Annotated in this window: 26 protein-coding genes and 2 pseudogenes; 5 read left to right on the forward strand and 23 right to left on the reverse strand. The window is 33.9% G+C overall.

The genetic code is table 11. From position 1 onward, the window contains the following. Positions 1-2 precede the first annotated feature (2 nt). The 7 genes from FOT98_RS09190 to sleB all read right to left on the reverse strand — a co-directional run bounded on the left by FOT98_RS09190 (position 3) and on the right by sleB (position 5,094). Positions 3-539, reverse strand: coding sequence for a DUF1697 domain-containing protein (locus FOT98_RS09190; RefSeq protein ID WP_063263046.1), 537 nt, complete (start codon positions 537-539; stop codon positions 3-5). 153 nt (positions 540-692) lie between these two features. Continuing rightward, on the reverse strand, positions 693-1,151 hold the full coding sequence (locus tag FOT98_RS09195; protein WP_063263047.1) for a GNAT family N-acetyltransferase: 459 nt from the start codon (positions 1,149-1,151) through the stop codon (positions 693-695). Between the two features lie 196 nt (positions 1,152-1,347). Beyond that, entirely contained in the window at positions 1,348-1,845 is a 498-nt protein-coding gene (locus FOT98_RS09200; protein WP_063263048.1) for a GNAT family N-acetyltransferase, read from the reverse strand. A gap of 26 nt (positions 1,846-1,871) precedes the next feature. Beyond that, complete coding sequence (locus tag FOT98_RS09205) at positions 1,872-2,228, reverse strand: hypothetical protein (protein ID WP_061679796.1); 357 nt, start codon at positions 2,226-2,228, stop codon at positions 1,872-1,874. Positions 2,229-2,335: 107 nt separating this feature from the next. Then, the gene (locus tag FOT98_RS09210) at positions 2,336-2,932 is read right to left on the reverse strand and encodes a YhcN/YlaJ family sporulation lipoprotein (RefSeq protein ID WP_063263049.1); all 597 of its coding nucleotides are present in this window, start codon (positions 2,930-2,932) and stop codon (positions 2,336-2,338) included. 26 nt (positions 2,933-2,958) lie between these two features. After that, the gene (ypeB, locus tag FOT98_RS09215; RefSeq protein WP_063263050.1) at positions 2,959-4,299 is read right to left on the reverse strand and encodes a germination protein YpeB; all 1,341 of its coding nucleotides are present in this window, start codon (positions 4,297-4,299) and stop codon (positions 2,959-2,961) included. Positions 4,300-4,314: 15 nt separating this feature from the next. Continuing rightward, complete coding sequence (sleB, locus tag FOT98_RS09220) at positions 4,315-5,094, reverse strand: spore cortex-lytic enzyme (RefSeq protein WP_063263051.1); 780 nt, start codon at positions 5,092-5,094, stop codon at positions 4,315-4,317. Between the two features lie 144 nt (positions 5,095-5,238). Here sleB and FOT98_RS09225 point away from each other — a divergent pair, with 144 nt between their 5' ends. Next, complete coding sequence (locus FOT98_RS09225; protein ID WP_063263052.1) at positions 5,239-5,571, forward strand: DUF3889 domain-containing protein; 333 nt, start codon at positions 5,239-5,241, stop codon at positions 5,569-5,571. 96 nt (positions 5,572-5,667) lie between these two features. Here FOT98_RS09225 and FOT98_RS33545 read toward each other — a convergent pair. From FOT98_RS33545 to kynU, 5 genes and pseudogenes are all read right to left on the reverse strand, one after another. Further along, positions 5,668-5,773 (reverse strand): annotated as a pseudogene (locus FOT98_RS33545) (Pr6Pr family membrane protein); the annotation flags it as partial. Between the two features lie 16 nt (positions 5,774-5,789). After that, a complete protein-coding gene (locus tag FOT98_RS09230; protein WP_063263053.1) occupies positions 5,790-6,707 on the reverse strand; it encodes a serine hydrolase domain-containing protein in 918 nt (305 codons plus the stop codon). 117 nt (positions 6,708-6,824) lie between these two features. Continuing rightward, entirely contained in the window at positions 6,825-7,664 is an 840-nt protein-coding gene (gene kynA / locus FOT98_RS09235) for a tryptophan 2,3-dioxygenase (protein WP_063263054.1), read from the reverse strand. Positions 7,665-7,696: 32 nt separating this feature from the next. Continuing rightward, a complete protein-coding gene (gene kynB / locus FOT98_RS09240) occupies positions 7,697-8,326 on the reverse strand; it encodes an arylformamidase (protein ID WP_071723361.1) in 630 nt (209 codons plus the stop codon). Positions 8,327-8,328: 2 nt separating this feature from the next. After that, a complete protein-coding gene (kynU, locus tag FOT98_RS09245; protein ID WP_063263056.1) occupies positions 8,329-9,615 on the reverse strand; it encodes a kynureninase in 1,287 nt (428 codons plus the stop codon). 159 nt (positions 9,616-9,774) lie between these two features. On the opposite strand from kynU, the gene FOT98_RS09250 reads away from it, so the two are divergent. Both FOT98_RS09250 and FOT98_RS32885 read left to right on the forward strand, forming a co-directional pair. Continuing rightward, complete coding sequence (locus FOT98_RS09250) at positions 9,775-10,386, forward strand: TetR/AcrR family transcriptional regulator (RefSeq protein ID WP_063263057.1); 612 nt, start codon at positions 9,775-9,777, stop codon at positions 10,384-10,386. Positions 10,387-10,490: 104 nt separating this feature from the next. Then, a pseudogene (locus FOT98_RS32885) lies at positions 10,491-10,952 on the forward strand (hypothetical protein); the annotation flags it as partial. Between the two features lie 123 nt (positions 10,953-11,075). Here FOT98_RS32885 and FOT98_RS09260 read toward each other — a convergent pair. The 7 genes from FOT98_RS09260 to FOT98_RS09290 all read right to left on the reverse strand — a co-directional run bounded on the left by FOT98_RS09260 (position 11,076) and on the right by FOT98_RS09290 (position 16,289). Next, complete coding sequence (locus FOT98_RS09260; protein ID WP_063263058.1) at positions 11,076-11,534, reverse strand: SRPBCC domain-containing protein; 459 nt, start codon at positions 11,532-11,534, stop codon at positions 11,076-11,078. A gap of 153 nt (positions 11,535-11,687) precedes the next feature. Next, a complete protein-coding gene (locus FOT98_RS09265; RefSeq protein WP_063263059.1) occupies positions 11,688-11,927 on the reverse strand; it encodes a YczI family protein in 240 nt (79 codons plus the stop codon). A 135-nt stretch (positions 11,928-12,062) separates the two neighbouring features. Beyond that, the gene (locus FOT98_RS09270) at positions 12,063-12,320 is read right to left on the reverse strand and encodes a DUF3977 family protein (protein WP_063263060.1); all 258 of its coding nucleotides are present in this window, start codon (positions 12,318-12,320) and stop codon (positions 12,063-12,065) included. 112 nt (positions 12,321-12,432) lie between these two features. Continuing rightward, a complete protein-coding gene (locus tag FOT98_RS09275; protein ID WP_063263061.1) occupies positions 12,433-14,283 on the reverse strand; it encodes a sigma-54-dependent Fis family transcriptional regulator in 1,851 nt (616 codons plus the stop codon). A 314-nt stretch (positions 14,284-14,597) separates the two neighbouring features. Further along, positions 14,598-14,936 carry an NIPSNAP family protein gene (locus FOT98_RS09280; RefSeq protein ID WP_063263062.1) on the reverse strand — a complete coding sequence of 113 codons (339 nt, stop codon included), beginning with the start codon at positions 14,934-14,936 and terminating at the stop codon, positions 14,598-14,600. A gap of 27 nt (positions 14,937-14,963) precedes the next feature. Further along, on the reverse strand, positions 14,964-15,506 hold the full coding sequence (locus FOT98_RS09285; RefSeq protein WP_063263063.1) for a GNAT family N-acetyltransferase: 543 nt from the start codon (positions 15,504-15,506) through the stop codon (positions 14,964-14,966). 12 nt (positions 15,507-15,518) lie between these two features. Further along, positions 15,519-16,289: a DeoR/GlpR family DNA-binding transcription regulator gene (locus FOT98_RS09290; RefSeq protein WP_063263064.1), complete on the reverse strand. Its 771-nt coding sequence runs from the start codon at positions 16,287-16,289 to the stop codon at positions 15,519-15,521. 250 nt (positions 16,290-16,539) lie between these two features. Between FOT98_RS09290 and FOT98_RS09295 the strand changes: the two genes are divergently transcribed. Further along, complete coding sequence (locus tag FOT98_RS09295) at positions 16,540-17,031, forward strand: hypothetical protein (RefSeq protein ID WP_063263065.1); 492 nt, start codon at positions 16,540-16,542, stop codon at positions 17,029-17,031. Between the two features lie 49 nt (positions 17,032-17,080). Here the strand turns inward: FOT98_RS09295 and FOT98_RS09300 are convergent, their stop codons facing one another. Next, on the reverse strand, positions 17,081-17,707 hold the full coding sequence (locus FOT98_RS09300; protein WP_063263066.1) for a DUF4085 family protein: 627 nt from the start codon (positions 17,705-17,707) through the stop codon (positions 17,081-17,083). A gap of 221 nt (positions 17,708-17,928) precedes the next feature. Here FOT98_RS09300 and FOT98_RS09305 point away from each other — a divergent pair, with 221 nt between their 5' ends. Further along, positions 17,929-18,525, forward strand: coding sequence for a hypothetical protein (locus FOT98_RS09305; RefSeq protein ID WP_063263067.1), 597 nt, complete (start codon positions 17,929-17,931; stop codon positions 18,523-18,525). Positions 18,526-18,606: 81 nt separating this feature from the next. On the opposite strand, the gene lpdA is transcribed toward FOT98_RS09305, so the two are convergent. From lpdA to acoB, 3 genes are read right to left on the reverse strand one after another with little or no spacing between them, the layout of a single operon-like run. Continuing rightward, a complete protein-coding gene (gene lpdA / locus FOT98_RS09310) occupies positions 18,607-19,986 on the reverse strand; it encodes a dihydrolipoyl dehydrogenase (RefSeq protein WP_063263068.1) in 1,380 nt (459 codons plus the stop codon). Between the two features lie 15 nt (positions 19,987-20,001). Beyond that, positions 20,002-21,201 (reverse strand): dihydrolipoamide acetyltransferase family protein, encoded by a 1,200-nt coding sequence (locus FOT98_RS09315; protein WP_063263069.1) that lies wholly within the window; start codon positions 21,199-21,201, stop codon positions 20,002-20,004. A 27-nt stretch (positions 21,202-21,228) separates the two neighbouring features. Next, positions 21,229-22,263 carry an acetoin:2,6-dichlorophenolindophenol oxidoreductase subunit beta gene (gene acoB / locus FOT98_RS09320; RefSeq protein WP_061679768.1) on the reverse strand — a complete coding sequence of 345 codons (1,035 nt, stop codon included), beginning with the start codon at positions 22,261-22,263 and terminating at the stop codon, positions 21,229-21,231. Positions 22,264-22,273 lie beyond the last annotated feature (10 nt).

The raw sequence follows: 22,273 nt of genomic DNA on the forward strand, positions 1-22,273 counted from the left end.
ATTTATATACCCTCAACTATCGCTTTTAATTTATTCACTGTCCGCCAATTTCTTACTGTAGATGCTGTATGTAGCTTCTGAAATTGACTCATTAATTTAGAATTTCGAATGCTATTTTTGAAAAACAAGTACACTACCTTTTCATCTATATAACAATCTTCAGTTTCACTTTTTTGCATAAGCAGCTGATCTTTTTCTTTTTCAGAAAGTTCATTTACTAAGAAGGCAACATGAATACTCTCACCTTCTAGCAATGAATCAGCTTCATAGGGGCATCTTTTTATAATGTTTATAAATTCATCATGTGTACTTAATATGACTGGAACATCATACCCAAAAGTGATTTTAATTTCAGATTGTATTCGTTCCTTTAGAAATCTTATATCTTCATCAGATTCAAATACGATATTACCACTTTGAATATATGTTTTTACTTGTTTTAACCCTATGGATTCAAACATTTGTTTTAAATCCGCCATTTTGATTACCTTATGCCCGCCTACATTGATTCCTCTTAGTAATGCAATATAAATTGTCATATCATTTCTCCTCATTTAAATGTGTTTCAAAGTTGATGTAAAGATATTTAATACCCTATAAGAACCTTACTACATTTTATTATAGTAAGGTTCTTATAGCGGTTAAATTTTATTCAACGAAAGCATCTGTTTGTTGAATAAAAAGTGCTTTCGTTATAGAGCCGTTGACTTTTTAAACAAAGGTATGCACCCTCCACTAGGCCCATAAGCAACTCCAATTTTATCCCATCCATATTTTTCATAATAGCCGTTAAGATCTGACGTAAGATAAAGAAAATGGTACCCTCTTTTTGCAGCTTCTAGCAGTCCATGATTCAACAATTTTTCACCAATAGAGTTACCTCTAAATTTTTCATCTACAAACAAACATGCTAGCCAAGGGCTCAAATCCTGACGACTATTTAAATCATTGCGAATTAATGCATATGTTCCGATAATTTTATCATCTACTTTTGCAATGTAAAAACTCGGTATGTCATTTGGATCAGTTAAAGCATTAGTCATGCAATCTTTATAGAATGCACGCCCACCTTCCTCACCCCATTCTTTCCAAAAAACATCTATTGCCTTATTAAATAAGTCATCCTTCTTTAGTAATTGAATAATTTCCATGCAGCTACACCCCCAAAAAGTATTATTTAATGATTGTCGAACTAACTAAATTTAATGTTTTTCAAATTTCTTTATTTTTTTATGTATCTAGCTATAATTTCTTTACTCTTAAATAAAGCCTTTTAACATATATTCTCTTATCGTTCTAAATAAAAAAACTTACTACTTTGTTATGCAAGAGTAAGTTTTCTTCTCATTATTTTATAATAGGTAAATGCATTATAATTTGTTGACCAATTGGTCCCATTCTTCTAAAGCCTTTATCTTGGAAGCCGACTTTTTCGTATAAATTTTGTGCAGGAATATTTTTTTCATTTACAGCAAGTACAACCTCATTTTTTATCGGGAAATAACGTTTTACAAACTCTTGTAATAATGCCAATGACTTTTTAGCATATCCTTTTCTTTGTCTATTGTGATTTATAGAAAATGATGTTAAAAGTAAAGCATCTTGATTGTCTGTGAATTCCTGTACTCTATCCCCTGTTTGCAATGCGAAAAGACCAACAGGTAACCCATTGTAATCTAAAATAACAATCACATTTTTTGTTCGATCACTTTTTGCTTTCTCCAATAATTCGCCTGGATCTGATGTGAATTGAACTTGTTCACTTGGTAAAGTAAATGTTTGTATAACTTCTTTATATTTCTCCTTATACGGAACTAATTGAATTTCCCCTGTATGTATGTTCATGCGAAACTCTCCCATTTTTCAACATATTAACTTAAACCTTGCTGCGCTTTTGAATGCACTTTTCCATCTAAAAAAGTAATTTCAACTAATGAAGTTGGATCGCTACCCTTCCAAGAAAAAATTTGTTTAATTTGTGTAGAATCTTCTACACCTTCTTCTATAAGTAAATTACCATCAAAGCCAATTAAATCTTTCACTTCTGTATAAGTCATTCCTTCATTTATATTCAAGAAATGATTTATATTGATAGAATCTTTCTGCTGCCTTTCCATCACAGTAGAAGAAGTCGCTGTTTGTTTTTTCACTTCTTTCTTCTGCTCACACGCTGTCATACTGAAACCTAAGCATAAACTACATACTATTAATGCGCTTTTTTTCATCATAACAGTTGTCCCTCCCATCATAATTAAACCATATATTCCCTTAAAAATAAACTGAATATTAAATGTTATATTAAAAAATCCCCGTACAATTAAGTACGGGGTTAATTTTATTTATTCAAATGATTATTTGATTGGTCATTCTGTTCTTTTCTTAGTTCTTGTTCTTCATCTTTTGGTAATTGTTTATCATTATCTTTAATTGGATTCGTTTCTCGATTTTCAATCATGTCATTTGGAACTTGCGGCATTACGCGGCCAACGATTGCAGCTAACTCATCAAGTATACCTTCACCTGTTTTTCCTTTTTTAATTTGCTTTCCAATTTGTTTCAGTCGTTCATACGTATCAACATCTGCTACAACGACTGCATTAGCACCATCAGGATCGTTTTTCAAACTTTCTGCAACAGAGTATTTAATAGACTCAACGCGAGTTCGATCAAGTTTCGCTTTTACATCAATACCTACAATTGCATATTTGCCGACTACTACGGCAGTTGCATCATTCACACCTGGCACACTAGCGGCTAAAGAAGCTAAATGATCCGCTGCTTTTTCATTTGGCTTATTTGGTTTGTTCGTGTAATTAACATTTTTCGTCGAAACATTTTTTTGCTCTGGTTTTTCATTTGGATTGTCCTTTTTTCCAATACTGCATCCAGTTATTAAAAAGCAAAGCATCAACATATATATTAGGCTCTTCATTTTTCTCACCACTTTACTATTAAAATTTAATCATAAATTTTTTCAACAGCTTGCATTTTCTTCACTTTTTCCTCTGCACCGTTATTTGCATTAATGAAAATTTGGTACGTATCTTTTCCTAAAGTACCTATAAACTCATAGCAGAGTACTTCATTATGCAAATCATTTACTACGACAGCTTTTCGTTCTTCCATAACTTTAACATCTGGATTGATTTTCTTTCTTGCTTCTGCTGCAGTTAGCTTTGCTGATGGAACTGTTCGCTTTTGATGTGATGCTAAATATTCTTTTGCGGAAAATCCAACGATAGAACCGTCATCTAAAGCAATTTTCATTTGAATTGCTTCTGGATAAATTCGTACGCCATTTTCATTTACTACATACGTAAATACACCAACATTATCATATTGTGAGCTATCAAAAAGCTCCATATTATTAAACTTATGATCCTTTAAGAATGTCAAACCTTTACTTCCTGCATCGTTTAAACTAATTTTCTGTTCTTTAATATCTCGATTATTCATAACCCAAATTGGATATCCGCCTTTTCCGGTAATATCCATATAAAACTCATTATTCGTTGCTGGATCTTTTATTTTCACACTATAGAAAGATTCTTTCGCACCTTTTCCACTTTTCTCAACATCTACTTTTTCATTTCCTTTTAAGTTCAAAAACGATTTTGCAATTTTCGCTGCTTCATCTTTAGAAATTGCTTTCCCTTCTGCTTCAAATCCACCTTTTTTATTTTTTTGTGCACTAGTAAAGGTAGGTCCGAAGTTTGTAGATGAATACGATGTTACGTTTTTCTCTACTGTTTTTAAACCGTCAATAATTGTATTGTCTGCAGGGTCACGATTTGATGCGAGTGCCATCTCAACATCCATCCAGCGTAAATTGTTTTTCAATACTAGATGTTGTACTTTTCGTAACTCATCTTGTATATTTCCTGCATTTGAATATAAAGTTTCCAATGTTTTGTATTCTTGATCATTTAACGGCTCTTTTTCTAAATCACGAATCGCTGCACGATAACTAAAATCACCGATATTCGCTAAAAATTCTTCCGTTTTATTAAAAGGCATTAATGTTAAAGGAAGTTGTCCTACATCCGAACGAGCTTCAGATGTTAATCTCCATACGTCTGCTAATGCAGGTGATAAAGACGCACGTGAATTCATCGCAAGTGTTGTTCCAATTTTGTCGTGCAACAAATCAACCTCGTACGCTAAATCATGAAACGCTCGTTGATAGCTATTTTCCGCTCGAATTAATACTGCATTCTTCTCTTGGTGCTCTTTATAGCCCCAGTAACCCGTTCCAACTACACCGACTGTTAATAATACGATTATAATACCTCGTAACATAGTTCCACCTCCGCTCTATTTACAGAAAATATGTTTCCCAATCTTTTTAATTTGTGGACGAGTCCAAATCCATTTACTTGTTGCGGTATCAGGATTGAAGTAATACAATGCATTTCCTGTTGGATCCCATCCATTTAGTGCATCTAATACAGCTTTTTTCGCTGTTTCATTTGGCGTTAAATATATTTGTCCGTCTGCTACCGCTGTAAATGCTCTTGGCTCAAAGATTACACCCGAAACGGTATTTGGGAACGATGCACTAGTAACACGATTCAAAATAACCGCAGCTACTGCAACTTGCCCTAAGTACGGCTCACCACGAGATTCTCCATATACTGCGTTTGCCATGAGCTGAATGTCATTTTGAGAATAACCATTCGGAACATTTGTCCCTTTATTTTGAGATGGTTTATTTTCTTGTGCAGTACCACCACTATTTCCTTTATTCGTTGTTGTTCCTTTATTAGCAGTCGACTTGTCATACTTCGTTGCCTTCACAAGCATTTGCTTCGTTTTAGCTCCAGCTAAACCATCAACAGGTAATCCGAATTTCTCTTGAAAATTTCGAAGTGCCCAGTATGTACCCCATCCGAAAACCCCATCCACTTTTCCCGTATAAAATCCGTTATATTTCAAACGAGATTGCAGTTCAATGACATCTTCACCAGATGCTCCTCTTTGAATGACTTGATTAGAAAAAGCTTCTACATTTTTTAGTTGTATACTACTTACCATCAAAGATAGTCCGATGAACGCAAGTAAAATTGCTATTTTAAAAATAGCTTTTTGATGCATAATTTTCCCTCCTTGATTACAGAAATGATTTCTTGGTTATGTTTTGTAAAAGCCTCGTTTTTATGTAAAGAAGACAAAAAAATCCAAACTCATATCGTTAAAAAAATATGTAAACAATATAAAAAAAGATAAAAGGAGTTCATTATGAAGAAATTGTTAAAACGTATCGCACTCGTCATCCTGTTCATAACAACATGTTCTAACATATATACTGGTCCATCAATTGTTCATGCACAGCCTCCGTATGCCAAATGGGGGAAAATTGCTGTAGAAAAGACGAAAGAACAATACCCAAAAGCTGAGATTATTGATTATCTTCATATAGGTAGAAAACCAAAAACCGTTCAAATAACAATCGAAAAATTTAAATTGTGGCTACGTGAGAATGGGCAAGAATATGGTGTTTTTGTTGATGTAGAGTTTGAAACGAAGACGGATAAGTTTATAAAAATGTCGTTTCAGAAGACGAGTAGATAAAAAGAAACCTCCACTGTTTAGCATATGAACAGTGGAGGTTTCTTTCATTTTTAAAATTCTTTCTCAAAATTTCGATTTCCTAAAAATCTTATTAACATACAAATTAACTGGATTGAATGGTTTCACTTGCGCTCTTATTATAGCGCTCCATGCTAAAAGACTTAAACATAGTCTATAAAGATAATGTTTTTACACCTTTCATACATTCTCTCCTCTTCTTATATAAACTTATTATTCTCCTGTACATGCTCCAAAAATAATTTCAATGGAACAAGTCCACGTTTTGGCATATGACTACTTATGACAGCAACAAGCTCTAACTGCGGAATGATAACGATGTATTGTCCGCCATATCCCATAGCAAAATATATACAATGCGGTATGTGAAATCTTTCGTTATTCAAAACCCACCAGTGATAACCATACGCCCCGACATGTTCATACGTTTCAAATAGAGCTGTACTTGATTCTTCTAACCATTTCGATGATACAATTTCATTTCCCTGCCAATATCCATTCTGCAAACATAATATTCCGAGCTTTAATAAATCTTTAGATTTCATTTTCATGCCGAACCCGCCGACGTTTATACCTTTGGGATCTTGTTGCCACTCATATTCAGTAATTTCTAACGGTTCAAATAAGTACCTTTGCGCAAACTGTTCTGTCGACATTCCAGTAGCTTTTTGGATAATGTAGCTAAGCAAATGCGAAGAACCTGAGTTATAATTCATTTTGGTAGCGGGTTCTTCAATTATTGGTTTTTCTAATATGTACTGGACCCAGTTTTCCGATTCTACAAAATCATTTGGGAACACTACTCCATTTCCAAACTCTTTCCAATCCTCACCTGTAGTCATCGTTAATAAATGATACAGAGTCAAATCCTGCTTTTCCTCAGATACATTTTCAATCCACGCTGTAATCGGTGTTTGTATATCATTTATATAGCCTTTATCTATTGCAATACCAATTAATATAGATACGATGCTTTTTGTAATCGAATTTATTTTAAATAGATTATTTTCACATTCTAACGTTTTATAATACTCAGTTGTTAACTCACCTTTTTGATAAACAAGAAATGTATTTACTTTTTTCTTTTCAAATTTATTTTCTAGTTGTTTAAAATCCAAAACTTTACCTCCAATTAGATTGTTACTTGATTTATTATAACTTGTAGCTTTCATTAAAACATAGTTGCGTTCAAATAAAAAACAAACCTGCCAGTTATGAACTGACAGGTTTGTTTTTTATAATTTTGTACGAACATTCCAAAGTTCTGGGAAGAATCGTTGATCAAGTACTCGTTTTAAATAAGATACACCAGAAGATCCGCCTGTTCCCATTTTATGTCCGATAATACGTTCTACCGTTTTCATATGACGGAAACGCCATTGTTGTAACCAATCTTCAATATCGATTAATTTTTCAGCGAGTTGATATAAATCCCAATACTTTTTCACATCCGCATACACTTCAATCCAAGCTGCTTCTACTGTTGCATCTTCTTCATAAGGCTGCGTAATGTCACGGTTTAACACATCTTGATGGATCGGGAATCCTTCTTTTACAAGAGCTTGAATTGCGACATCATACAAACTTGGTGTATGTAGCGCTGTATGAAGTCGAGCGTGTAATTCTGGATCTTTTTCATAAATTTTTAATGCATGCGGCGTCTTATAGCCAAGCGCATACTCAATCATACGATATTGATATGATTGAAAACCTGAAGCTTGACCGAGTGAATCACGAAACTCAATGTACTCTGATGGCGTTAATGTCGCAAGAATATCCCAAGATTGAATAATTTGCGACTGAATTTTTGATACACGTGCTAACATTTTAAAAGCTGGTTGTAATTTATCATTTTTAATAGATTCGATTGCTGCATTTAACTCATGTAAAATAAGCTTCATCCAAAGTTCACTTGCTTGGTGAATCACGATGAATAACATTTCATCATGATGGTCTGATAATCTCTTTTGAGAAGATAGTAAACTATCTAATTGTAAATACTCCCCGTACGTCATATTCTCTTTAAAGTCCGTATGAATCCCTTTTTCCATAATTACCTTTTCGTTTTCTTTCATATTAGCCAAACGCCCCTTTTATATAATTCTACTTAAATTGGTCTAATAACTGCTCGAACTGGACTTCCATCTGCTTCTGTTAAAGCAAGTGGTAATGCGATTAATTCATAATCGCCGTCTGCTACATGATCTAGTACGACATTTTCTAAAATGTGTATGCCGTGTTTAAACAATTGATGATGCGCTGCTAACTCTTTATCATCTAATGGATCTACTGAAGGTACATCTACCCCGATTAAACGGATACCTTTCTCTGAAAGAAACGGTGCTATATCTGCACGTAAATGCGGGATTACATCTGGGAATTCATTCGCTTTGCCATGTGAAGATGTGCGTAACAATAATCTTTCTACGCCTTCTAAATGAAAGCTTTCTAATTCCTTTTTCCCAATGCTTTCTAGATTAGAAACATCTATGATGCGCGCTGGGCCGACATAAACTTGAACGTCTAAATCTATTACTTTTTTCCCATCACTATCAAAATGAAACGGTGCGTCAATATGAGTACCTGTATGAATACTCATCGATAACTTTCCGACATTTACTGACCCACTCTCTTCTTTTGACCATGAAACTTCATACGAGAACGGTGTATCTCCTGGCCAAGTGGCAATATCATTATTTAGCGGTTGTGAAATATCAATCCACTCTGAATTTTTCATGCTTATGCCACAACCTCTCGCTTATTTTCAAACTGCTTATATTCTTCATCTTTCATGATTTTCTTTAAAATTTGAACAGAATGCCACACTTCTCCGTATGTGTTATATAAAGCAACCGGTGCAAGTCTTACTCCATTAGGTGCACGGAAATCGGGAATAACTCCATTTGCTTTTAACGCTTTACAAATACGTGCCGCTTCAGCATGCTCTAAATAAATGTGTCCGCCTCGTTTTTCATCCTCTAATGGATTGCCAACTGTAAATCCAAAATCTTTTAATTCATGATCAATTAAATTAAGCATGTATCTTGTAATATGTAGCGATTTTTCACGTAAACGTTCTATACCAGCATCTTTAAAGATTTCAAGAGAACCGATTAACGGTGCTGTACTTAATACGTGCGGTGTACCAATTTGATAAGCACCTGCATGATCAGCAGCTGTTAATGTATGTTCCATATCAAATTGCTTATCTTTTCTAGAACTAAACCAGCCTGATAATCCTGGAAGTCTATTAAAATGCTTTTTATTTACATAAAGTCCCGCAACTCCACCAGGTCCTGCATTTAAATATTTATAATTACACCAAATAGCAAAATCAACATCCCATTCTTTGAAATGATGCGGAATAGAACCGATTGAATGACATAAATCGAATCCGATATGAATACCACGCTTATGTGCTTCCGCGGTTAAACGTTTCATATCAAGAATTTGGCCGCTTCTATATAGTACAGAAGGCAATAAAATTAATGCGATATCATCTGTCATCGCTTGAATAATATCATCTTCAGAAAGTGTTCTACCATCTCGGCTCGTCACTCGTACTAAATGCTCATCTGGATCTAATCCTTTTAAACGAATTTGACTTTGAAGTGCATATATATCTGACGGGAATGTTAATTCATCAGCAAGAATTTTTGTACGTATTCCTTTTGGCTCATAAAATGTCGCGATTACTTGATGAATGTTCGTCGTCGTGGAACCGGTTACAATTGTTTCTTCCGGCAAAGCTCCAATAAGAGGTGCTGTCAATTCACCTAATTTCTCCGAAAGGAAAAACCACGGATGCTCACCCTCTGTCCAACCGTCAATACCATACTCCTTCCATGAATCTAGTAACGTAAGTAACGATTTTTCTGCTCTTTTTGAAAGTAGTCCTAATGAGTTTCCATCTAAATATATTGTTCCTTCTTTTTTATAGAATTCAGTTTGAAAATCTTTCAGTTCATCATGTTTATCACATTCAAGCGCATATTCATAAGTTGGTTGAAATGGTTCTTTATACATGGTGTCACCTTCTTTTAATTTTCTTTTAATTCTAACTAATTGAAATATATCACCTTAGTTGATATAACGTCAATGATATTATGTCAGTTGACTTTATATATGCATTTCTTTTACAATACAGTTATATTTTCAGATATTTCAGTATAAAGAGGTGATTCTTTGAAAAACAGTACTCTTTCATCGAGAAAACACCGCTCCTTAGAAACAAAGAAGAAACTATTACACGCTGGTTACACGATTTTTATACATAATGGATTTCAAAAAACGACAATTACACAAATTATTAAACATGCAGAAACTGGTTATGGAACAGCATATGTATATTTTAAAAACAAAGATGATCTCCTCATCGTTTTAATGGAAGATGTCATGAATCAATTTTATGATATTGCTGATCGCTCCTTTTCCCCTCAAACAAAAGAAGAAGCGCGTATCATGATTCAAAATCAAGTTAGAGCATTCCTACAATTAGCTGAAGAAGAACGTGCTATTTTGCAAGTTGTGCAGGAAGCAATCGGATTATCAAAAGAGATACGTCAAAAATGGGACGAGATACGGGAACGCTTTATAAACAATATTACGCAGGATATTACATACTCTCAAGAAAGTGGATTAGCACAATCTGAATTAAATAAAGAAATTGTAGCACGTGCTTGGTTCGCGATGAATGAGATGTTTCTTTGGACGATTGTGAAAAATAATAACAATTTAGAGTTAGAAGAGACAGTACATACATTGACGGAAATGTATACGACTGGGTTATATAAATAACACACCTTCAATAAGTAAGGTGTGCTATTTTATCTCTATAAAAATATTTTATCTAGGTATGGGAACGCTAAAGCTGGTCCCAATAACAATTTCTATATTGAAGCGGTACTTGTTGGACACACTCGATTGGATTCCATTGGTTATTATCAAATCTTGGTTTTGATGTTCATTATATGTATATGGATCCTGGACATTTATGCTTACGAGTTAACTTAGAGCAACCATATTATGTTGATGTTGGTTACTGTGCACCTTTATTCCAAGCTTATCCACTTTTTAAATCATTTCAAGTTAGTAATGTAAGAGAAACTTTTACTTATGAAGTCTCAAATAATAGTATTGAAATTACTAGAGATTCAGGTCTAGCGAAAACCTTACATACAGAGTCAATACATTTATCAAGTATGAAAGAACTTATTACAAAGTCTAATGATTGGCGGACTTCTCCTGTGTTGCAAAAAATTCGAATTTTCGGTTATATCGATGGCATTCCAACTTCTATAAATGATAATGTTTTAAAACAATATTTCCAAGGTAAGAAAAAAGGACATAACCTTACCTCTTTTTAACTTACTTATTGGATAACAGAAAGATTTTGTATTGATAAAAAAATATATGAAAAATCTTAAAATAATAAAAACGTTACTCAATCCTTTGAGTAACGTTTTTCCCTTAATGTGTCTTTAATATTAATTTTCTTTATTATAAGCAGTTTCTACACATTCTGCTAGACGCTCCATTTGTTCCATAGTCAAACCTCGTGAAATCCAACCTGTTAACTTATACATAATTTTATAATAAAAATTACTAGGTTCATATTCTGAAATTAATGTTAGTGCTGTACCTTCCTCATCTTCTTCTAACAAATAAGTCATCGCTGAATAACCTTGCTTCATTTCACTTCCTAGTGAAATAATATGTGGTGCATCGTATTCAATGATTTCTACTTCTGCCTCAATTATTTTCTTACCGACTTTTTGAACAGAGATATATTTATCTCCTACACATGGATTCTCTTTATCCATATTTGAAGGATAACGATTTTCTATTATAAACGTATTCCATTCTTTTATTTTTTCATCTTCTACAATATAGTCACAAACTACATCAATTGGTGCTTTTATTACTATTTCTAGTGCGAAACTCATTAAACTGCCCCTCTCAAATACCCTATCCAATTCTATATTAACTAAATCATTATGCCATATTTTATATAGTGAAATACAAGTAGAATTTCAACTTTTATTGTGAGAATGCTTATTGTAATAAGAAAATCATTTTTCAGTAATTTAAGTACGTATTCATTTAAAATATTTTATAACCGATACAACAATTAGAAATACAGCAACAAGTAGTAAAGCAATTCCTATACTTCTATTTTCTTTTTCTTTATTTTTGAAATTTTGTACCCCCATACTAACTAACATACATCCTAAAAGCGTTTGTAAAATTAGTACACTTTGTTTCGAAGCATCATCCCAACTATACATGGAATACCCCATTACAATAATTGCAAGGGAAATCGTTAAGATCCTATTCATACGCAAATCCCTCCTATTTAAAAAGAAACCGCTAAGTTTCCTTAGCGGCTTTATTAACAATTTACATTTACAAAATTACTTTTTATGAATTTGATATAAGTCCAAAGAATTTCCTAGCCAATATAACTGCTTATGTTAGCACACCTTTTCTTTATTCATTCTACTTACAATTCCAACAATAAACTTATACTCATCTCTACCCTTTCTTACTTTCTTAAACCCTTCTTTCGTATCAAAAATAAAACAAGTTTTCCGAAACCAAATTCGTACATATAAAGACTCAAAATAAATAGGTTTTATAATTCCGCGTTCTTCAAATTCAGTTCCATCTTTATTTTCAGTTTCCGTTCGAACGAACCACCTATTTCCGATGCCAATTTCAATATACTTCACAAAAGTCCCCCTTTCGGAAATTAATTTCTAACTATTCTATTATTTCCCCGGTAAGCGCACATTCCGACAGAACATGAGCCCACAAAGAAAAAGTAGATTACAAAAATCTACTTTATAACTTATATTTTTGCATTCGTTTATAAAATGTACTTCGAGGTACATCTAAAAGTTTGGCAGCTAACGAAACATTTCCATTCGTCTTTTCTAGCGCTTCAATCATACTATCACGCTGTATTTTTTCACGAAAATTTAATGTATGCTCTGTTTTATTTTCTGCTTGCAATGCAAGTTGATGTTGATTTCCCATCATTGTTTGTAATAAAAAAGAGATTTGTTTTTCACATATTTCCCGTCCTTGCGACAAAATGTAAATACGTTCTAATACATTTAATAATTCTCGAATATTTCCTGGCCATGTATGTTGTGAAAATTGATTACAAATACTCTTTGGAAATACAAAATTCCAATCTTTTTGTTCACAAAAATGTTGTATGAAGTACGGAATATCCTCTTTTCTTTCCATTAACGATGGAACATATAACGGATACACATGTAAATGATAATATAAATCTTGACGGAATTTTCCTTCTTCTACTAATCGCAGTAAATCTTTGTGTGTCGCAGTAATAATACGAATATTTACTGGTACCTCTTTTGAACTGCCAATTGGGGTTACTGTTCGTTCTTGTAAAACACGCAATAATGCTACTTGCATCTCTGGCGGTACTTCACCAATCTCATCTAAAAATATTGTTCCTCCGTCTGCTTGTTCGAATTTCCCTTTATATCCTTGGCGCCGCGCACCTGTAAACGCTCCTTCAGCATAACCGAATAATTCACTTTCCATTAATTCTTTCGGCAATGAACCGCAGTTAACAGCTATAAAAGGACCATTTTTTCTTGGACTATTTTCATGAATCGCTCTCGCTACATATTCTTTCCCTACACCTGTTTCACCACAAACATATACACTAGCGTCAGTTGGAGATACAAGCTTAATTTCTTCTAAAGTATGTTGAAATGCATTGCTCGTCCCAATAACGCCATGGAAAGTGATTTCGCTTTTAAATGTGGACGTTGAAAATACATTCCCTTGTTTATTTTCCTTTACATACATACATTTCCCGATCATTCTATCATTACTATATACTGGTACTTCTAATTTAGGTTTCAATCCATTTTGCATTAAATCTTCAAGTTTCATTCGTGACCAATTAGAAACTCGTTCCCGTACACTCTTGCTTGCAGAAACAATAACATCTCGATGATTACATATAACAACTTGTTCATCACTGTCAATTACATCTAAAAAACGATGGATTAAGTGTAGTTCATTTTGATGCACTCGAATACTACATTCACGTTCAATCGAATGTGCAATCGAAGTTACCATTCCGAGCATATATGGATGTGAAAATTCAATTGGACAGGAGAAATCTAGAACTCCAATTAATTTCCCATCATCATTATGAATGGGAGCGGCCGCACAACTCCAGCTATGAGATGCGATAGAATAATGCTCTGTACCACTTATCATAATGGCCTCTTCAATCTGTAACGCGGTTCCTATCGCATTTGTACCAACAGCTGCTTCTGTCCATTTCACACCTTCAATAAAATTAATATGTTTCGCTCGTTTCAACGTTTGTTGATTTCCACTTAACGATAGAACGTAACCATCTGGATCGATTAATAATGCCATCATTTGCAGTTCATCAATGGTTTTTCTCATATTTTGTATTTGAGGTATTGCTATATCAAGGAAGATTTCACTCTTTTTCTTTTGATCCTGAAAAATATTAGAAGACAAAATTTTCTGACCTTTGTTCATATGAGGATTCACATTTGCTTGTTTACATCGATACCATGACTCTGAAATCCTTTCGTTTATACGGTTCGAATCAAGAACACCTTCATCAACAAACTTTTTCCATGTATGTAAGTAAAACGGTGAAGCTAACATTGTATCATCTCCCTATTCATTGTTTTGGAGATCTGTAAAAATATACTTTTATTATAAAACTGAATAAAAGCGTTTTCAATAAAACTAGAAAGACGACACAAATATGTTAATAATTAGTATATATTAATGAACTTCTTTATTCTTTTTTAGTAGAACTATATTTTGTATAATGGAAGCAAAGAAAATACATAACCAAAACCACTTTTGTGGAGTATCATTTATAAAGAAAATTATGACCGCTATTGAAAATAAAATGGTAGATGCTAAACTAAAATATAATTTTGTTTTAATTTTCATCATTCCTCACTCCTCTATCACTTTACAGTACATACTAACTCTTCATTTTTTAACTCTAATATGTACTTCTGTAAAACAAATTCTCTTCCGCCATGTTTTTCATACCAATCATGTATTCTTTTAGCATGCTTCTCGTCGCTTCTAATTTTCGATTCTATTTCTTTATACTCATCATAACTATCATATTCCCATATGGCGAATATTTCAGTTGTACCATCATTGTTATCTTTCATCCAGCGTCCTATTAGCCTGGAACCATGCTTTAATTGATTAGGTAAGTTCGTGTTAGTAAAATGCTCATTAAATATTTCTATAAATTCATTCTTTACTATATAGTACTTTCTTCTATAAAACATACATTTCCACCTCTTTTATGAACAGCCTCAAATACACCTTCCCATTACTACCGTATTATAATACTTCCCATCCGACAGTCTTTTATCATTTTTCAAAATACCTTCTACTTCAAAACCTAATTTCTTATAAAGTTGAATGGCTTTTTCATTTGTCTCTAACACTTGTAATGATATCTTTTTCACTTCATTTTCATCAGCCCACTGAATAGATTGTTGCAGTAAACTCTTACCCATTCCATATCCCCAAAACTCTTTTAAAATACAAACACCAAACTCTACTTTATGGGTTAATCTTTTCAAATTAGAACCTTCACATCTTGAAAATCCTACGATTCGGTTGTGCACTTCTGCAACTAAAAACAGATTCTTTATCTCTTCACTATCTGCTTTTATTATTTTTTGAAACCCTATCTTATCTATTAATCCCTCTCCAGCTTCTCTATCCATATTTTCAGTTTCACCATCGATCTGCACTCTAATTTTCGATAACTGCTCAGCATCCGTTTCAGATGCAGAACGAATTGTATAAGTTAATCCATTTATATGAAACTCTTGTCCCTTTATAATCATTACAAACTCCTTTTAAATGAGGTGTATTGACGCTATTACAATTTCTTTACCTTGTTTCTCAAATTGTTGAATTGTTTCTTTACTAGCCTCTTCATCTGTTATGATAAGGTCAATTTCTATTAGTGACTCTCCTTTTATAAAGCAGTCTATTCCTAGTTTTGTATGAGGAGCTAAACAAATGTTTTTTCTAGCAATTTTACTTACTGTTTTTCCAAAATAAGCAACTTCCGGCGTAGCAGTACTTATACCATTCAATGAAATGCCACCGCCTGTAGAGAAATACAGATCAATAGAGAATCTACTTATCAATTCTGAGGCAAGTGTATCTGTCATATTTCCTGATGGTTTCACCTTTCCACCAATTAAGTATGTATCTACATTCTTATAATCCCGTAACATACTAGCAATTTCTAAAGAATTCGTAATCACTGTAAATGACATTTCAGGTAAATATTTTAACATCGCATAATGAATAGAAGCCCCGCCAATAAAAACGGAATCGCCTTCTTGTATGTAGGATGCAGCAACTTTCGCAATCGCATCTTCCTCTATTGAACTATCACGATAACGTTTCGATGGTTCAGTAGCTAAGTTTCTCACTCGCGTAAGTTCAACTGCACCTCCGTGCGTTCTTTTTAATAGGCCGTCCTTCTCCATAATAGATAAATCTCTTCTTATCGAATCAATAGACATATCGAAACTTTCCGCAAGATCCTTAGCGATTACTCTTCCCTCTTTCTTAAGTAACTCTAAAATTTTCTCTCTACGCTCTTCAGTAAACATGTACCCACCACCGTCATTGAAGATTCTGAAATTTCGTCTTTATTTTAATTATATGCATGCTTTTTCTGTATTACAATATTTTCAATTCTTATTTATTCAGATTTATACCGTTTTCACCCACTTTCTATCCCATTAACTTTACAACTAAATAAATGTATATCTTTATATTACATAAATAAACTTCCATTTACCTTCCTATTCATGTAAAATTATTCCTATGCTTTATTTTTTAACACAGAAAGGAATTATTATGAAATCTATAATTAAAGTAACTTGTACAGCATTATTATTCACAGGACTAATGGCAGGATGTAATGGAAATACTACACCAAAACAAGAAAAGAGCGCTCTTGAAAAGGATGCAATGCACTATGGGGAAATATATAAAAATGAATACTATAGAGCAACTGTTGAAAATGCAAAATTCGAGAAAATAGACAAAGAGTGGCGTCTCACAGCTCGCGTTACTATAAATAATGCTCGTACTGACGGACAAACGATAGATCTTTCAGAAATAAAATATTTCATAAAAGATGAAAAAACGGGTGAAAAATACGAAGGTGAAGTTATACAAAATGAAAATGCTAAAAAGGTTCCTTCTGAGTTTTCTTTAACTAGCGACATTGTATTTAATATGAAAACTTCACCAAAAGATTTAAATTCTATGTATTTATACATAGATAGTAAAGCTGCACCGTTAACAGATACATTTTGGAAACTTGATAATTTAGCATCTAAATAAAAAACAGTCTTATAAGACTGTTTTTTTGTTTGTAAATTTATAAAGTTTACTAGTTACCTATCTCAAGCAATACGTCTTTTGCACAAATTGTCACTTCTTCAAATGGGCAATCAAATAAAACACCGAATTCGAACCCTTCATTAGTAAGATCTATTTCATGACTTAACCACAAAGCACCTTCAAAATTTTCCGGAATTGAACACTTCGTTACGCCTGTAAAAGTTACTTGCAGTTTATCAAATTCACTGAAAGTACCACTGCAATCTAAAGTAATAATTAGCGTATCTTTTGATCTTCTCTCTACTGATTTTAATACACTGTCATGTAGTGAGTATTCATGTAACTGAATAACATTTGTTGGGAGTTTTTTCTTAATTGAATGGAAGTGATCTAAATAGAATCGATCTAAATGAGCCCTTCTTTTCTCACAATCCCCTATCCATACTTTCATAAGTTTTTTCAATTCACTAGAAGGATATTCTGAATTAATTGTGATGCTATGAATAAATGGATGTATGGATTCAGGAAGGAATTTTAATAAATCTGTTTTCCTTTCCTTTATTTCCTCAATTAAACTTTGTATATCCATTTCTGACCATTCTTTTATAGAGTCTATATAACTTACAAATTCTATAATTTGCATTTCTTTATACCAATTTTTATTGAAATACTTCAATAGCTTCCCTCCTAAAACATTTTAACATCCAACAAAAGCGATATATCTATTTATTATATCATTCCAATAACTATTTTTTCTAAAGAAAAAATGAAAAACTGTAAATATTCCGCCTTTTATTTCTAAAACTTCAGAATATTTACAATAGTTCTCGATTGGAATACATTTTAATAGTACAAAGATTCACCTGTACAAAAATCTAAACAAAAAGGGATGGTTATATGTTGAAGAAATTAGTAGCAGGTACACTAGTAGCGGGATTTGCATTAACTGGAGGATTAGGTGCAGTAAGTGCTGAAGAAAAAAGTAACACAATTAAGTCATTTGACTATTTAAAAGTGGATGAACAGAATGTTAATTCATTTGCAAAATTAACTGATCAGGATAAGAAAAACATCCAAATTACAATGGTATTACCAGAGCAAAATGAAAATGGAGATTGGCTAGCTTACGGTTTTACTAACCGTGAAACATTAGATGCTTATATTGAAAAGGATAAAAAAGCACTTAAAAATAAAATTAATCCTTTAGGTAGCGGTGCTGGTAGTACTGATTTTTATGAACATAAAGATAAAGGTGGCCAATATATTTACTGGAGCAGCGGTTTTAAAAACCTACCTTCTAGCTGGAATGATAGAATTTCTTCTGTAAGTACAGCATCGCCTTCAGCAAGTTATTCAACGACACTTTGGGAGCATACTTCTACACAAGGATATGGAAAAGGTGTTGTATTTAAACATGCTGATTGGTACGGTAAAACTGCTAATTTAGCTGCTGATTGGAACGATATTACTTCAGCGATTGACGTAAAAAAATAATAGGATATTCAATTTTTTCTGTAAAAATCCAAACCACTATTCTCTTATTCATTTAGAGAATAGTGGTTTATTATATTTTCATTAAGCATGTACAGCATGTCCTATCGCTTGCAATAACGCTTCATGAATCGCTTCAGATAAAGTTGGATGCGCTGCAATATAATCTCTCATTATATCAGCGGTAACTTCTGTATGAAGCATTACGGTTCCTTGTCCGATCAGTTCAGTTGCACGAGGACCGATAATTGAAATCCCTATAATCTCTTGATATTTAGGTTCCACAATAACTTTTACTTTCCCCGTTTGTTCTCCAATAATAAGCGCTTTTCCGTTCGCTGTAAAAGGAAATTCGCCAATTTGTATGTCACCGTACTGCTCTCTTGCATCTTTTTCATTTAAACCGACACTTGCGATTTCTGGGGATGTGTATATACATCGAGGTACTGCATGATAGTTAACTTTCACATCTTCTCCACTCGCATGTAATGCTGCTGTCGTTCCTTCATGGAAAGCAACGTGAGCAAGCTGGATTCCACCAATCACATCACCTGCTGCGTAAATATGTGATACATTTGTTTGCATATGTTCATTCACAGCAATCCCTTTATTTGAAAATTGAATGCCTGCCTTTTCTAAATCTAATCCTTGTACACGTGGTTTTCGGCCGACAGAAACAAGTACATATTCCGGATTGGCTTCTTGGATATTTCCTTCATATTCAAATGAAGCTTGTTTCTTATAATTATTTAATCCTTTTAAAGCTGCTCCTGTAAATATTTCTACGCCATCATTTTCTAGTTTCTCTTTTAATATTTGTGCGATATCTCCATCTTCACCAGGTAATAGTTGCGGTGCCATTTCAACAATCGTAACTTTTGTTCCAAGACGACTATAAATACTTGCAAACTCGCACCCTATTACACCACCGCCAACAATCAATAATGATCTTGGTATATTTTCTAGGGACATCGCATGGCTACTATTTAAAATCCACTTCCCATCAAATGGAGCAAAAGGTAATTCAGTTGGTTCTGAACCTGCGGCTATAATGAATTGTTCTCCATCTACTACGGTTTCTTTATCACCATGTGTAACTCTCACTCGGTGATCCGTTTCAAATCTCGCTTTACCTTGTATAACTTGTATTTTATTTTTCTTCATTAAATATTGAATTCCTTGCACGAGTTGCGTTACGATTTGTGATTTCCGCACCTGTATTTGCTTCCAATCTACTGAAATACTTCCTTCATTAAGAGCAATTCCATAATAGTTCGCTTTTCTCACAATGTCATGCACTTCTGCACTTTCTAGCAATGATTTCGTAGGCATACAACCAACATTTAAACAAGTCCCGCCAAGGTCAGCTTCATCAATAAGAGTGACATTTTTTCCATTTTGAGCCGCGGTAATTGCTGCTACATAGCCAGCAGGACCGCCCCCAATGACAACTAATTTACTCATTCTCTCACCTTCTCTTTATAAAAGAATTGTTACAGGTTCTTCTAAATAACGTTTAATTGTACGTAAAAATGCAGCTGCTGGTGCACCATCTAATACACGATGATCGAATGTTAAACTTAAAGGCAACATACTGCCTTTTCTTAATTTTTTCCCTTTATATACAGGAACATGTTCAATTGCACCTACACCTAAAATACCAGTTTCAGGTGTATTTAATACCGGCGTAAAATATTCAATACCGAAGCTACCTAAATTACTAATTGTAAATGTTGTTCCTTGCATATCATCACTACTTAAACTACCTGCTCGTGCTTTTTGTGCCACATTCTTAATCTCTTTAGATAACTCTACTACAGATAGATTATTAGCAAAGCGAATAGCTGGGACAACTAATCCTTTTTCTAACGCGACTGCCATGCCTAAATGAACATGTTCAAATTGATGAATTGCGTCATCTATATACGCGCTGTTCATTTCTTTATGCTCTCCAAGCGCTAATATTACAGCACGAGAAACAAAATCCGTAATGGTTAGTTTGTTATCGTATCGTTTTTGTACAGCTTCCGCTATATCTTTATGTAAAGCCACTAAATCTGTCACATCTACTTTCATCGTTAATGTTAATTGCGCACTATTTTGTAAACTTGCATGCATACGGTTTGCGATTGCTTTCCGCATACCAGTAACAGGAAGGACTTTACTTTCTTCTTGTTCATGTACTTCTGGAATCAGCACTCTTTCTTCAAGCGCCTTTAACACATCTACCTTTGTAATTCTTCCGCCAGGACCTGTACCAACCAATACCTTTATATCCAGATTTTCAGACTTTGCAATTTTCTTCGCTACAGGTGAAATTTTAATTCTTTGCTTTGCTACTTCTTTCGCATATGGTTCTGGATGTTTTACATTTTTAGATTCTAAATTAGGTATTTTTTCTTCTACAACAAGTGTACTTTCATGAACTTCTACTTTTTCATTCTGCTTACCGATGTAGCAAATTACAGTACCAGGTGGAACTCCCTCATCTTCACTTACAGCTATATCAAGAACAGTTCCATCAGCTGGTGCCTCTATTTCCGTTTCGATTTTTTCCGAGTTAATACTAGCAATTAGTTCACCTTTTGCTACATGATCACCCGCTTTAATATTCCAGCTCGTAATAATACCTTCTTTCATCGCCATACCTAACTTCGGCATTACAACTTCTACAGCCATGTTTCTCTCTCCCTTCTCATCGTTTCATTACACATGTAATAAAGATTGGTCTCCGATCATTTCAGATACAATTTCAATTACTTTCTCCGGCGTTGGTAAATATAACTTTTCAAGTGGTGGTGAGAACGGAACTGGTGTATGTGGTGCTGTAATTCGTTTAATAGGTGCATCTAACAAATCGAATCCTTTATCTGCTACAATTGCCGCAATATCTGTTGCGATACTACATCTTGGATTTGCTTCGTCAATAACAATTAAGCGATTCGTTTTTTCAACAGATGCTAAAATCGTATCTTCATCCAGTGGTGATAAAGAACGTGGATCGATTACTTCTACTTCAAGTCCCTTTTTCGATAATTGCTCAGCAGCTGCAAGTGCTGTATGAACTTGTTTTCCAATTGCGACGATTGTTACATCAGAACCTTCGCGTTTCATATCTGCTTTCCCTAAAGGAATTGTATAGTACCCTTCTGGTACTTCGCCTTTCATATTGTAAAGTGTTTTATCTTCAAAGAAGATTACTGGATCGTCATCTTCAATTGCTGCTAATAATAAGCCTTTTGCGTCATATGGAGTGGAAGGAACGACAACTTTAATACCTGGAATGCTAGTAAATAAAGCGTATAAACTTTGTGAATGCTGCGCTGCTGCGCTAAAACCAGCACCATGCATCGTACGTACTGTAACTGGCACTTTCGCTTTACCACCGAACATATAGCGGAATTTTGCACCTTGGTTTAATACTTGATCAAGACAACTGCCGATGAAATCATTAAACATTAATTCAGCAATCGGACGTAATCCTGTTGCCGCAGCTGCCATGGCTGCTCCCATATAACCAGCTTCAGAAATTGGAGTATCTAAAATACGATTCCGGCCAAATTCTTGCACAAGCCCTTTCGTAACACCGAGTACACCACCCCACGCTTCATCATCTTGTAAGTGATCCACTTGTGCACCGCCTGCAACATCTTCTCCTATTAAAATTACATTTTCATCACGACGCATTGATATTTTCATCGCTTCATTGATTGCAGTTGACATACTTACTGTTCTAGTCATTATTTTTCAC

It is taken from the genome of Bacillus sp. HY001, assembly GCF_007558965.1.
Classification (GTDB): domain Bacteria; phylum Bacillota; class Bacilli; order Bacillales; family Bacillaceae_G; genus Bacillus_A; species Bacillus_A mobilis.